General features: G+C 40.4%; 16 protein-coding genes and 2 pseudogenes. 8 read left to right on the top strand and 10 right to left on the bottom strand.

Features of this window, described 5'->3' with window-relative positions:
* Window positions 1-536: 536 nt before the first annotated feature.
* Together H6G26_RS20035 and H6G26_RS20030 are read right to left on the bottom strand one after the other, a co-directional pair.
* On the bottom strand, window positions 537-1106 hold the full coding sequence (locus tag H6G26_RS20035) for a Uma2 family endonuclease (protein WP_190730924.1): 570 nt from the start codon (window positions 1104-1106) through the stop codon (window positions 537-539).
* A gap of 85 nt (window positions 1107-1191) precedes the next feature.
* A complete protein-coding gene (locus tag H6G26_RS20030; protein WP_190730923.1) occupies window positions 1192-1794 on the bottom strand; it encodes a hypothetical protein in 603 nt (200 codons plus the stop codon).
* A gap of 75 nt (window positions 1795-1869) precedes the next feature.
* Here H6G26_RS20030 and H6G26_RS20025 point away from each other — a divergent pair.
* Window positions 1870-1965: pseudogene (locus H6G26_RS20025) on the top strand (element excision factor XisI family protein); the annotation flags it as partial.
* A gap of 84 nt (window positions 1966-2049) precedes the next feature.
* On the opposite strand, the gene H6G26_RS20020 reads toward H6G26_RS20025, so the two are convergent.
* Window positions 2050-2589, bottom strand: coding sequence for a DUF2267 domain-containing protein (locus H6G26_RS20020; RefSeq protein ID WP_190730921.1), 540 nt, complete (start codon window positions 2587-2589; stop codon window positions 2050-2052).
* A 250-nt stretch (window positions 2590-2839) separates the two neighbouring features.
* Between H6G26_RS20020 and H6G26_RS20015 the strand changes: the two genes are divergently transcribed.
* Entirely contained in the window at window positions 2840-3637 is a 798-nt protein-coding gene (locus H6G26_RS20015) for a dienelactone hydrolase family protein (RefSeq protein WP_190730920.1), read from the top strand.
* Window positions 3638-3849: 212 nt separating this feature from the next.
* Here H6G26_RS20015 and H6G26_RS20010 read toward each other — a convergent pair whose 3' ends face one another.
* The 6 genes from H6G26_RS20010 to H6G26_RS19990 form a co-directional block, all read right to left on the bottom strand.
* Complete coding sequence (locus H6G26_RS20010; RefSeq protein ID WP_190730919.1) at window positions 3850-4497, bottom strand: methyltransferase domain-containing protein; 648 nt, start codon at window positions 4495-4497, stop codon at window positions 3850-3852.
* A 124-nt stretch (window positions 4498-4621) separates the two neighbouring features.
* Complete coding sequence (locus H6G26_RS20005) at window positions 4622-6823, bottom strand: ATP-binding protein (RefSeq protein WP_190730918.1); 2202 nt, start codon at window positions 6821-6823, stop codon at window positions 4622-4624.
* A gap of 245 nt (window positions 6824-7068) precedes the next feature.
* Complete coding sequence (locus H6G26_RS43840; RefSeq protein WP_277883902.1) at window positions 7069-7197, bottom strand: hypothetical protein; 129 nt, start codon at window positions 7195-7197, stop codon at window positions 7069-7071.
* Window positions 7198-7601: 404 nt separating this feature from the next.
* Window positions 7602-8561: an orange carotenoid protein N-terminal domain-containing protein gene (locus H6G26_RS20000; protein WP_190730917.1), complete on the bottom strand. Its 960-nt coding sequence runs from the start codon at window positions 8559-8561 to the stop codon at window positions 7602-7604.
* Window positions 8562-9021: 460 nt separating this feature from the next.
* Window positions 9022-9258 carry a hypothetical protein gene (locus H6G26_RS19995; protein WP_190730916.1) on the bottom strand — a complete coding sequence of 79 codons (237 nt, stop codon included), beginning with the start codon at window positions 9256-9258 and terminating at the stop codon, window positions 9022-9024.
* A 36-nt stretch (window positions 9259-9294) separates the two neighbouring features.
* Window positions 9295-9945, bottom strand: a complete 651-nt coding sequence (locus H6G26_RS19990; protein ID WP_190730915.1) for a TraX family protein — start codon at window positions 9943-9945, stop codon at window positions 9295-9297.
* A gap of 369 nt (window positions 9946-10314) precedes the next feature.
* Between H6G26_RS19990 and H6G26_RS19985 the strand changes: the two genes are divergently transcribed.
* A complete protein-coding gene (locus tag H6G26_RS19985; protein ID WP_190730914.1) occupies window positions 10315-10893 on the top strand; it encodes a hypothetical protein in 579 nt (192 codons plus the stop codon).
* Here H6G26_RS19985 and H6G26_RS19980 read toward each other — a convergent pair.
* Complete coding sequence (locus H6G26_RS19980; RefSeq protein ID WP_190730913.1) at window positions 10838-11086, bottom strand: DUF433 domain-containing protein; 249 nt, start codon at window positions 11084-11086, stop codon at window positions 10838-10840. The two genes, H6G26_RS19985 and H6G26_RS19980, sit on opposite strands and share 56 nt — an antisense overlap.
* A gap of 141 nt (window positions 11087-11227) precedes the next feature.
* Between H6G26_RS19980 and H6G26_RS41810 the strand changes: the two genes are divergently transcribed.
* The 5 genes and pseudogenes from H6G26_RS41810 (at window position 11228) to H6G26_RS19950 (ending at window position 13295) form a co-directional block, all read left to right on the top strand.
* Entirely contained in the window at window positions 11228-11380 is a 153-nt protein-coding gene (locus H6G26_RS41810) for a hypothetical protein (RefSeq protein WP_199326994.1), read from the top strand.
* A gap of 426 nt (window positions 11381-11806) precedes the next feature.
* A pseudogene (locus tag H6G26_RS19965) lies at window positions 11807-11986 on the top strand (type II toxin-antitoxin system HigB family toxin); the annotation flags it as partial.
* Entirely contained in the window at window positions 11986-12219 is a 234-nt protein-coding gene (locus H6G26_RS19960) for a hypothetical protein (protein ID WP_190730912.1), read from the top strand. The pseudogene H6G26_RS19965 and the gene H6G26_RS19960, both read left to right, overlap by 1 nt.
* A gap of 351 nt (window positions 12220-12570) precedes the next feature.
* Entirely contained in the window at window positions 12571-12885 is a 315-nt protein-coding gene (locus H6G26_RS19955; RefSeq protein ID WP_190730911.1) for a hypothetical protein, read from the top strand.
* Window positions 12882-13295: a PIN domain-containing protein gene (locus H6G26_RS19950; protein ID WP_190730910.1), complete on the top strand. Its 414-nt coding sequence runs from the start codon at window positions 12882-12884 to the stop codon at window positions 13293-13295. The genes H6G26_RS19955 and H6G26_RS19950 overlap by 4 nt, the downstream gene beginning before the upstream one ends.
* Window positions 13296-13303: the final 8 nt, after the last annotated feature.

The following is a 13303-nucleotide window of genomic DNA, read 5'->3' as shown; positions in this document are numbered from 1 at the left end:
GGAATGGTCGTGATTTTTATGTAAATATTAAGAAAAGTGAACATCGAGACTGGAATGACTGGCAAAGATATGGCTTTGTCTCTGCTGGTACTAAGAAAGACTATAGCAAACCTCTAAAGAAGCTTTTTTGTGGGTCGCGTATATTCGTCTATATACCACCCAAAATTGGTTATGTTGGCGTTGGTCTAGTAACAGATACTGCTATACGTGTAAAAGACTTTACTGTATTGGTCAATGGGCAAAAACTACCAATCCTAAATGTACCACTTATTGCTCCAAAAATGGATGAATATGTCGATGACTTGGATAAATCCGAGTACCTTGTCCGTGTTGAATGGATAAAAACAGTGCCTAAAAGTCAGGCATACTGGGAAGAAGGGCTTTTTGGAAACCCGCAAACAGCATGTAAAATGAGGCATAATTTTACAATAGAGAGGTTATCTCAGCATTTCGGATTAAATGATTAACTGTCATTTAATAATCACGTTGTAGCGCGATCGCACCCCTCCCAAAGCATACATCGTCACAAAGCTGATTTACTCAAAAACAACGCCGCGATAAATTTCTGCCATCGATAATGCGATCGCAACTGAATCTAAAGAAATAAATACCTCTAAGCTGTTAAAATCACTGAGCAACCAACCTTCAGCTTGTTTACTGTAGCGTTCCACAAAAGGTTCATCTTGCTCGACTAATAAATATTCGCTAAAACTTGGAATTGATCGGTACATCCGAAATTTACTTTGGCGATCGTAATCTGCGGTGGAAGGAGATAGGACTTCAACAATCAAAATGGGATTCAAGACTTCATTTGAGCGTTCAGCATTTAGTTGCGGTTCGCCGTCAAAAATCATTACGTCTGGATATACTCCGCGTCGATGTTCGGGAATCCACAGCCGTAAATCGCTGTTAATTGGCTCGAATTGAGTGTCGCGGAACACAGAGGTAAAATAGGTCAAAATATTGCCACTGATGCGGCTGTGTTTTAGTGTTCCTTCAGGTACGGGTACAATTTCTCCATCTCGATATTCGCTGCGTCCTTCGGCTTTTTCTTCAATTGCACGATATTCATCCAAACTGTAGCGGCGCTTGATGGTAGAAATCATAGGTCTTAGCCGATTACATTAGCTGTAGGGCAACAAAACTATTTTGTCACAGATTTAGTTGTGAGGAAATATCACTACGCATCTATCAACTATTTTGAACCATCCAAACTAAAAATCCGAGAATTTGCTCCACAGGTGGCAGAGGATAATCCATCAAGTCAATAGTGACAATATTATCCTCCAACTTCAGGAATCGCCATTGTGTACCACTGCTAATAGAACCATAAATTACGGCAACCGGACGATTTTTAGCAGCGTTGAATCTTTGTGCGGCAACCATTTCTGCAATACATTGTCCAAACCCTGTTCTTAAATCAGCTTTTTTCGCTTCCAAAATTACAATTGCAGGTGCTTCAATTTCTAGCACTTCCGGCGAACGACTCAAAAGGAAATCACACATTCCATTAAGTCCAACTGTCTCATCAACTGTAAAATCTTCCCCAGAGAATAAGCTAATTTGGCGATTTAATATTCGTCTAACTTCTAATAATACTGGGTAAATAATTCCTTCGGAACGCGCTTTTTCACTTGCAGAAGAAGCAAGAGGCAGACTTTCTTCAAGATATGCCGTCAGTGTTGCAGATGCCTCAATTGGTTCAGTGGTAGGAATAAATCGCCCACCTTCCTGTGTTTTTAACCCGAAAGCTTCTTTAACTTTACTGATAGTTGTAAACTGACTATAAGGCATATTTCTTAGAAATCATAATTATAGCCTTTGGACTAGCTTACCGGAGGCATCGTATAACAATATTATTTTGTCACAAATTTGGTTGTGAGGGAGGGAGTACCTAAGCAAGATATTGTAATCGCATATCATGCACCTCATGTCCTGCAGTATACAGAGTTTGCTGTAGGGTAACTTTGAAGCATAAATTCATATCAAAATAAAAAGTCTGTTTGCGAGTAGCGATCGCAAACAGACTTTACTTTTTTATACTTCTAATTAAGCTTGCTCCCAAAGCTGACGCACATAATCAGGCAGCGCGCCAGCAATTTCTTGAATCCGCTCTGGGGAAAGTTGGTCTTTGGTAGCAGAAAATACCGCTTTAACTGCCTGTTCTGCCTCGACTGATCCTGGAACTCCGCCTTCATTAGCAACTCGCGTTAGAAATAGCTTGGAATCAATTCCAATAGGAGCTGGGCCTTTTAAAGGTTGACGGATTCGACTTAAAAATCTCACAATCGGATTGGTGTCTTTCCAAAGTTCAGCGATTTCAAACTGGAGTGCTTTTTCATCTGTAGGTATAGCTTCTGTATGCAGTTCTGACTCGACGCGATCAATTGTGTCTGTGGTCATTAAGTCACGCATAACGCGATACACAACTTCGGTAAAGTCTCTTGCGTCATACAAATCCGCAAATCCGCTTCTAACCATGACTTTTTCAAGAAATGAATGATGTTCGTCTGCGATCGCAGTTCGAGTATCTTCAATCTCTGTTGGGTCAACTTCTGGAATATTTGTTCTAAAACTTTGATCTGGCATTGTTTTTTCTTCTGGTTATTAATTTTGAGTCTTTATGCTTACTTTATGTAAGGTCGCACAAATCAAAAACCCTTGTAATCTTCCAGAAGTTTGAGATGGTATCTATTCAAAAGTTAGAAATTTCTTTGATCTGCTCATAGCTGTAAAGTCATGGTTGAGGTGAGGAGAGCAATACTTCTGATGTTTGTGCCTGTCTGTGTCGAAAACCAGTCAAAATAAATGAGTTGGTATAAAATCAGCCGAAACAAAGATGCTAGAAACAACAAACATCGAAATTAACACCTCCTATGTCAAAGTACCCAACGATGACTTAGAAATCGATGCTTACTTAGCTCAACCAGCACAAAACGGAACCTTTGGCGCGATTATAGTCTTTCCAGAAATTTTTGGAATCAATCGTAATATTCGAGATATTACAGAATTAATCGCCAAACAAGGATACGTGGCAATAGCTCCGGCAATGTATCAACGTATTTCTCCCGGTTTTGAGGCTGATTTTAGCCCTGAAGATGTTGGGTTTAGTCCAGAAGCATATCGGCTTGGATTGGAATATTATCAACAAGTAAAGTATCAAGAGATATTCAGCGATATTCAAGCCGCAATCGCTTACCTAAAAACTTTACCCAATGTCAAAGATAATGCAATCGGTGTCATTGGTTTTTGTTTTGGGGGTCATGTTGCTTACATAGCTGCAACTTTACCCGATATCAAAGCAACAGCTTCGTTTTATGGTGGTGGAATTACCACTTCTAGTTATGGTGAAGAGACTCCAACTATTAATCGTACCTCCGAAATTCAAGGTACTATCTATGCATTCTTTGGTACAAGAGACACATTAGTTTCCCAAGAAGAAAACGAGCAAATTGAGGCAGAATTAAAGAAACATCAAATAAATCATCGTATCTTCCGCTACGATGCAGGACATGGATTCTTTGCCGGATTTTTTAAAGATAAGTACCCGTTCTTAGAGCAGCATCCGAGTTACAACCCAGAAGCTGCTCCTGATGCTTGGCAACATGTTCTAGAACTGTTTCAAAATTACTTGTAGGCAGGGAAAAGGCAATAGGCAATAGGCAACAGGGTTAAAAAATGTAGATTTGGGTGTGTTGTCAGCAAGTGCAACCTATCACAATTTAAAACATGCGATCGCACTCCTAGTAAGTCAGAAAAATGACAAACCTAAAACCCTTATTCCTATTGCCTATTGTCTTATTCCAACGATAATTATTTACGCCGACTTACTTAACAATACTCTTGCCTTTAACCTTTTAAGTTTTTCAGCAGTAATTGACAACCACATAAAAACGGGTTTGGATTTTCTGTGCGATCGTCCACAAGCACTTCAATAGGAAGCTTACTCTTATAAATCAATTCGTCATAATCCATCAATGCATTCCACTTGATCTTGCCAGTCGGGAAGCCTAGCTGTGCAGTAGCATCAAATATTAATTCTTGCCATTTATAAAACTCTGGATTTTGTGATTTGCAGTAATCGAGAATCGCAATAAATGCACCAGGCTTGGTAACTCGTAGAATTTCCTTAAGAGCAAGAACTGGATCTTTAACGACACAGAGGGTAAATCCCGACGCTGCGGCATCAAAGCTATTATCAGGAAAATCAAGATTGCACATATCTGCTACTTTGAAAGTAATGTCTGCGGATACGCGCTTTTTACGTGCTTCATCCAGCATTTTCTCAGAAAGATCAACACCGACGACATTCACCCCTTCAGGATAAGCTGAAAGATTAAGACCTGTTCCTACCGCAGCATCTAGTACGGTTTGTCCTGGCTTGAGCTGCAAAGAAGCAATTAGAGGTTCGCGCTCGATGTGCCAGTAACGCTTCATAATTGCGTCATAATCCACTGCACCCTGATCGTAGGTTTCAATCACCTGATTTATCTGCATAGGTTCCTTAACAAATAGGACTAATGATTTTAACTATTTGTTCAACCGTATAATATGTGAACTATGAAAAATTGTGTGCCGTAATAATACTTAGACAGTTTGACAATTCCAAATTAGTATCAAGTTAAACCAGTGCATGAACTTTTAGCCGCAGAGGAACCTGAATGATAAACTCGGTTCCTTCTCCAGCAGTTGAAAAGCACTCCAGTTTGCCGCCATGTTTTTCTGTGACGATTTGGTAGCTAATAGACATACCCATTCCAGTTCCTTTGCCAATGGGTTTTGTGGTAAAAAAGGGATCGAATATTCGTTGCTGAAATTCTTTGGAAATACCGACTCCATTATCAGCGATCGCCACTTCTACCCAGGTTGAATTAACTACCGATGTCCGAATTTTAATTCGACTGGGATTGTCCTTGATCTCCTGATAGGTGCGCTTGGCATTGCTTTCTTCTAATGCATCAATTGCATTCACTAAAATATTCATAAACACCTGGTTGAGTTGTCCGGCATAGCATTCTATTAGTGGTACAATGGCATAGTCTTTAGTCACCTCAATTTCAGGTTGCTCTGGTTTAGCTTTGAGGCGGTGTTGCAAAATCATTAGGGTACTATCGATCCCTTCATGAATATCGACGCTTTTGAATTCCGCTTCGTCGGTGCGGGAGAAATTTCGCAACGATAGTACAATTTGGCGAATGCGATCGGTGCCCACTTTCATGGAAGACAACATTTTCGGCAAGTCTTCTTGCAAAAACTCCAGATCCATTTCTTCGACAGCAATTTGAATTTCAGGAGCAGGGTTAGAATTATGCTCCTGATACAACTGCATAAGGGCTAATAAATCCTGAGTATATTCCTGCACATGGGCAAGATTGCCATGAATAAAGTTGACTGGATTATTAATTTCGTGTGCAACTCCAGCAACTAGTTGTCCGAGACTAGACATTTTTTCACTTTGAACAACTTGAGATTGAGTGCGCTGCAATTCCTCTAATGCATTTTTTAGTTCAGTAGTGCGCTCTTCTACCCGGTCTTCCAATTCTTCCTTACTTTTCTCTAAGGCAGTAAACGATTCGTGCAATTGCCCTGCCATGTGGTTGAAAGAGTTGGACAGGGTATTAAGTTCTCGAATGCCGCTAGTTTCTACTTTCTGATCTAAATTGCCGGATGCCATTGCCTCACTTGCCCAATTCAGGCGCAGAATCGGGCGTACAATCCAATGAGAGGTGAACACGCCCATCACTGAGGCAAGCAACAATGCGCCAAAACAAAGTGCGATTGTGGTATGCGTGTTGGCATTAATTTGCGCCATGAATACGTTTTCTGGCACACTCACTACCACTAGCCAATCTAAGCCATACTTGTCACGCCAAGGTACAACATCGACAAAATGGCGTTTTCCTTGCACTTCAAGCTGAAAATCTGTGTCTTGATTGATGGAGGCAAACCCGTTAAAGGTTTGGAGGTGTCTGGCAATGTTCTGTACAATTGGGTTGGGGCTGTCGATCGCCCGCAATCTCTGAACTTTTTGATTAATCAGGGTAAAGGGCTTCTCTGTGCCAGAATTGGCGACTAACATACCATCCCGTTCTAAAAGGAATACCTGCCCAGACTGACTAACATCTAAAGTGCGTAAAAAATCGCTGAGTTTCAGCAAGTGGATATCTGTAGCAATCATTCCTAGTAAGCGATTTTGTGCATTATAGATGGGACGACTGGCAGAGGCGACAATATAGGGGCCAGTGGGTAAATTTGCAGTCACAATCTTTCCCCAAATGGGTTTACCGGCGGTGATCGATTGGGTATACCAAGGTTCACTAGAATTTTTCCAAGTCCACGGAGCGCTAGACTGAGTTCGATTGCCTTGCTTATCGGTAGCATAGGTGTAAGTATTGTTTGAAGGCTTGGCAGTCCAATCATCAATAGTGATAGTCTTGCCATCATAACGAGCAGCACCCAGCCCCTCACCCGTGGTTAGCCCGATACCAATATAAGTCAGGTCATACGCCTGCATCTGATCCCAAAAATACTTGCCAAGAGTTTGGCGATCGCCTACATTTAATACTCCCCTGCGAATAGCATCTGCGTTAATCTGATTGAGCGTTTGCGGAACGGAAAGATGAGACTTCAAATGTTCATCCACTACATCGCTGGTACGATCCATCAACTGCTCTGCCAGGTTGTTAACTGCTCTTTGTCCATTTTTAAAAGACAAATAACCCACTAAACTAACTGCTGCAAAAATCTGAATAAGGAAGGGAACAACAAGAACAATCTGTAATGGAAACGCTTTACCTTCTTTGCTAGGATAGTGAGTTTTCATTGGAAACTAGAAGTTGAGTTTAATCTGATTTACTTCTATAGTTCCCAAGATGCCCACATACTTACCTTTATTTAAATTTTTTTGTCAAGCTGTAGGGTGCGTTGGGCTGCGCGGCTACTAACGGATAAATATTTTGCTAAAACACGTGATGTCTACGATGGTCACTTGCCGTTCGCGCAGCGTCTCGTAGAGAAGTGCGGGCTGCGCTTACGCAATTATTTGGGTTTGACAAAATTTTGAGTAAGTCAAATAGCATTTTGCTGACTAAATTCGACTTTATCCATATTTATGGGCTGTAATGACCAGTTATGATTATCATGATGGCAGTGCGATCGCAAAGCATGACGCTTATAGCCAAATTCAGGAGTCATCATTCATAATTCAGAAGTAAAACAGGCATTATGTCTGGCTTTGAACCTTAGTTTGTGTACTCCACAAAGTTGAAATCTCCTGTAAATGCAACTGGGTATCAGGTTAGCAACTAGAAAAAAGGAATTAGCTTAAAAACTTCGGAGACTCATAGCCAATAACTAAAGCTCGGTTCTACGTGAACCGAGCTTTGATTAAGATTTTATTTGATGATTCCCATGACACTTAGAAGATGTTTTAAAAGCCCCGAAAGTTATAATTTCGCAGTTCTGCCTGGGTTAATACAACGCCAAATTAATGTTTTAGCTATGTACTAATATGCAATGATTTGCTAACTATGAGAGCAAAAAATCTTTTAAAACATCATCTTCAACAAGCGCAATTTCTTTTGTATTAAGACAAAGAAATTTTACTTGCGAGTTAGGTTAAGCAGTTCTTTGGGAGAAGCAAGTAAGTCAATAGCCACGAAATAAATTTGACCTTGAGGATCGAGCAAAAATCGCCAAGCAATGTTCATCCCAACATTACCTCCAAACCAAGGAGTTTCAACTGTACCAGTAATTTTATGCTGTGTATAACCATCTTCTATAGTTTCCGAAACGCCTTTGGTTGGCTTCATCACTAACCCTTGTCCTTCATCTCGTAGATAGGCAGTGATAGCTTCTCGACCAACAATTGGTTTTTGGAAGGGTGGTTGCAGCGCACCATTGTTAGCAAATAAAGCAACAGCAGCCTCAAAATTATCTGCATTCATAGCCTCAATGTATCTCAACACTGTTGGCTCTGTAACTCCCTCAATAGTAAATTGGGGACTTAGGGATGCACGCGGGAACTTAAAGTTTATGACTTCTGCCTGTTTGTTATCAGCCAGAGACGGATCAAACCCCATATTTACTACAGTATTGCGTAGTACAGTAATTTGCTGACTCTGATCGATTTTCTGAACAGCTTCTAGCACTGCTTTAACTTGGGTTGACATTTGATAGCCAACTGGCATAGGAGCGACAATACCCTGTTTCATCCACTCTCCTAGCTGCCACCAGAATCCCAGCTTGGCGTTGACACCAAAGTATGCATAAGAACGGCTGATGGGAGTGTCAGCATTACTCGCTAAATCTCTCATTAATTGCGTTTGTTCTTCATGAGACATCTGCTTAATGTCGTTGAATATACCTTCCATTAATTGGAGATTTGCTTTTCCGGGAGCAGCTGGAGTAATTGTACGACCTAGTTCAGCGTAGGCATACCAGAGAAATGCCAATTGATCGTCAACGTTGAGTTTAGCAAACATTCCTGTAGTGGCTGGAACAGCATCTGCCACTTGAGTGCTAGAAAAAATATTCCGTGCAGATTCGATAGTATAACTCATGCTTGTTACCTTAAAGATTTACCTATTCAGTAGTTGCTTTCGGCTACATTTTGCAGTTTGAGGGATAAATCTAGGACATTTTTCCTGGATGACACAATTATCCCTAGATATTTAAATCCGAATTATTATTCACTACTCTGGCATCATAGCTGGTAAACATTAACAAAAGACTAAGATTTAGAAGATTTATCTGATGAATATCATTGAATGAAATGTATATCTACTTTTTATTTTCAATTTATGGTCTAATAAAAGTAATTTTTTAAAAGATATATCCTTCTAAAGGAAGGTATTTAACGGTATAGCATCTATCTATATAGATAAATATATCTAGTTTTTGAACTTTTTCGGCAAGAAAAATAGAATTTGCTAATTGCTTAAATTAGTTTTTTTAATTACTGTATGGATTACAGCAGATTTATATTTAGCCTTAGCTTGGGCTAAATAAAGTGAAGTCTGTCTAATGCAAAGCCTCGGTTCGTTTATTAGTAAAATGCAAGTTACAAATTTTTTGCGATCGCCCTTTAGTTAGGGGATAGTTCTGGCTCAATCTTTTTGCATAACATGAGTTCATTATTTTAGCTTCAAGTATGACCAGCATTCCAAATATCCAACCAAGCTGAACATCACCCTTGCCAAAATAGTGTTTACGAGTCAGACGCTCCTGCGTCGCTAACGCTGCGCTATCGAGCGTCATAGCTCGTCGTAGACATCACTTATCAAATCGCCAATCCTACCTGGACTGTATTAAATAATTGATTACACCTAAAATTATTAAATGAGCCGGATAGAACACATAAAACCATTTAGCCCGTGAACCTTGTGTACCATTGAATTGAAAAACAATAAATCCTGCAAAAACTGCCCAAATTTGAAATATATAATTTATAGATAGAATTACTAAAATTAAGTGTAAAATGCACCAGTAAAGCAACCATACTCTGGGATTGAGTTTGTCTATTAAAGACATCAATAAAATCACTCCAATTCCATATCCTCCATACTCAAAGCCCAAGACCTCAGAAACTGCTGCACACAATCCAATAATTATTAATTGCTGCCATAATTGCGGATAAAGCTTTACTAAGCGCAACATCACAAGTCCAAGAAGAAGTGTGAACAAAATATTAAATGAGAACTTTTGGAAAACAACAATATAGATTGGCTGAGATATAATTGCTGTAATTAATAGCCTGCCTCCATAGCGGTACACATTTTGGGTGTGTTTTTCGCCTTTAGCCAGAAGCCATGCAAAGAGGGGAAAGCTCAATCGCCCAATAAAGTGCAATATTAAAAAGTCTGGCATTAGCAGATAGCACACATGATCCATAACCATGAACACTGCGGCTAAGATTTTAATGCTGAAAGCTGAAAATTTAATCATAAGGTTGAGTTTTGCCGTTAAAATTGCCAAATAGGTTCTTAGCGATCGCTTGCTGGTTCAAAAAAATATCCTGAGTAAAATTCTCCGCTTCTTGGGGGTTGCCCAAACCTTCAACGCCAGCCCTAAGCTGAAGGATAGCTTTAGGTTGCTGGGTTGACTGTGGCTCCCTAACTTACCCAGAGATTCATAAAGCCGATGAATAAAAATCAAGATTTCTAATTTTTCTTTGGTAAGAGTAATACAAGAGCGCTACTAAATACTAGCAATTTGATAACATTAACAAAGTTGATGATTGTTTCCGACCCAAATTAGGCGATGTCTACGGTAGGCTAACGCCTACGCCCTCTTCAGCAGATTGGCAAAAACACTATGGCAAAGCGTAAGAAAAGCAATCTCCAGTGGATTAAAGAAACCCTTGAACTAAAGCCTGACCATCATTGGGAATCTCCATCAGGCTATAAAATATTTGTTGCGAATCGTGGGGCTGTTCGCTTCAATGTTCCCCAGGATTGGGTTTTTGAGCCACAAGAAAAATCCTTCAAGTTCCTCGATAAGAAACCCCCCAACGATGATTGCTGTCTGGAAGTATCTTTCAATCCTCTGCCACCCAATGATTGGAGCAAGTTTCCGCTAAAATCTACCTTGAAGAAAGTTCTGGAAAACGACAGCCGCAACATCATTGCTAAGGGAGAAATTATTACCGTCAAGCGCCAAACCGCCAAAATTGTCTGGACAGAGATGAAGTTCATTGACATTCAGGAAGAACCACGGGAAGCTTTTTCGCGGACTTGCATTGCTTTGGGGTCGAATATTCAGTGCTTGATTACATTCGATTATTGGGCAGATCAAGCAGAACAATTAATACCCGTTTGGGATGAAGCGATTCGTAGTCTCACACTAGGGTTATATATTCGTGACCCCATGACTGGTTTGGCTTTCCCAGACTGAAGCCCACCTCTTCAAGCAAGGCGATAACTTGCTCTTTGGTAACAGTCGGAAATCCATCCAAAAAGTCGTCGATAGATTCGCCTGCCTTGAGATAATCCAGAAGCGTCTGCACGGGAACCCTAGTTCCAGCAAAAACTATAGCCCCGCCCATAATTTCAGGAGATGCGCTAATAATTGGGGAGTCTTTAAGCATAAGTCTTTGACCTCCAGTTTCGTACCTAATAGTTTATCAATTCTCATGAGATATAAAGGCTCTCGTGTACCTTAAGCATATTTAGGTTTGATACATTCCACCTCGCTTTTGCTAATTACACTTCAATAATCTTGTCGAATAATGGCGACGCAACAACAGTCTACTTCTTTTACTGCGATGTCTACGACAGGCTATCCGGCGATCGCACCATCTCGTAAATTAGTTTTATTAACGCGCAATCATCAGGATTTGGGCAAAGTACCCGGATTATTAATTGAGGATTGGACGGCTTAATACGATTGCCTAGTTTATTGTCGAGTGAGTGCGTAGGCGAAGCCCGTCGCAGACATCGCAACAACAGTCTACTTCTTTTACTGCGATGTCACAGATAATTCATTTAAGATTAGCACTGGGAGCTGAGTTATATGGATGACAGAATTATTAAGACATCAGGGGTTTTTAAATGCACGTTATTACTCGTAAACGGCTGAATGAATTTGCTAAACTTTATCCAGATACAAATAACGCCTTGGCTCAGTGGTATCGATTGATCAAGGGAAATGAGCTTATACCAATTTAATGTGAAGTTGCACATATCTTGATCCCCCTAAATCCCCCTTAAAAAGGGGGACTTTGATAAATGTTTTTCCGGTTCCCCCCTTATTAAGGGGGCTAGGGGGGATCAAATTCTATGCAGTTTCATAAAAAATTGGTATTACCTCATTTGTGGAACTCCGTGAAATGTTTCCCTCAGCAGATCAAGTTGCTAAATTGACAGTGTTTAATATTGGTGGTAACAAAGTTCGACTCATTGCCGCAATTCATTACAACCGCCAAAAGGTCTACATTCGGGCTGTGTTAACGCATTCAGAATATGATGAAGGAAAGTGGAAGGAATAATGCAAAGCTTAAACCTAGATCAAACCATTACTGCTTGGTCATCTATTGCCGAAAACGTCTTTGTTCCTCACACAGAAGAGGAATATGAACGCTTAGTTGAGATCCTTGATTGTCTCATCGATCAAGTTGGTGAAGACGAGACGCATCCACTCGCGTCTTTAATGGAAGTTATTGGTGTTTTAATTGAAAACTACGAAACTGAACATATTCCTGAGTTAAAGGCGATCGCTTAACTTCACCCAGTATGAATATACAGTGGTGTGTTGTTGAGTGAAAGCGATCGCACTATCTCGTAAATTAGTTTTATTAACAGGGAATCATCGGGATTTGGGCAAAGTACCCGGACATGTCTATTGAGGATTGGACGGTTTAATGCGTAGGCGCAGCCCGTCGTAGACGTCGCCTAGTTTATTGTCGAGTGAGTGCGTAGGTATAGCCCGTCGCAGACATCGCTATAACTGTCTATTTCTTGTGCATTTCACACACAATCCCTAAAAGGGATCGCTTAAAATATTATTTAAGTGAGAGTGATGGGAGTTCAACTTAATAGTAAAATTTCAAGTATTTGCTTGAGGGTATCAGCAATGACAGCGAAAGAGCAACTTCTTCGAGAAATTGAGCAAGCACCAGAGGAACTGATAGAAGCAATTTTGTACATTTTGCAGTCTGTAAAGGCGCAACCTAGCTTCAAAGGTTCTAATCAAGATAGTATTCAAGAAGCAGATAGCACTCAAGTAATTGCTTCTCCTATCCAAGTAGATAACTCTCTGCTAAATCTCTTCAATGAGTTCGAGCAATTTGCTCAGAGTATTCCTCCTGAAGAACTTGTTAACTTGCACACAGATAGTGCAGAGCAGCACGACCAGTATCTTTACGGAACTTCTCAAACATCGATATGAATCCTGTTTTCGTAGACACGTTTTACTGGATAGCGCTTGCTAATCCACGAGATGCATGGCACGTCCGCACTCAAGAAATACACAAATCGCTGATGCAAACAAAACTGATTACAACCGATGAGGTGCTGACTGAGTTTGTGAATTATTTCTCAACTGCTGGTAGATACACCCGAAGCGGAATATTTCAACTAGCACAAAGCATTCTACAAAATGATCGGGTTCAAGTTATTCCCCAAACACGCGAATCCTTTTTAGGTGGTCTAGCTCTGTATTCTCAACGTTTTGATAAAGGCTATAGCTTGACAGATTGCATTTCTATGCACACCATGCGGCAACTGGAGATTATAGAGGTACTGACACACGATAAACACTTCGCCCAAGAAGGCTTTGCGATCTTGTTGTCTGATTGAGTGTCCCA

The sequence above is a fragment of the Nostoc sp. FACHB-888 genome (genome assembly GCF_014696655.1).
GTDB lineage: Bacteria > Cyanobacteriota > Cyanobacteriia > Cyanobacteriales > Nostocaceae > Nostoc.
This window is presented reverse-complemented; position numbering and strand designations above follow the sequence as displayed.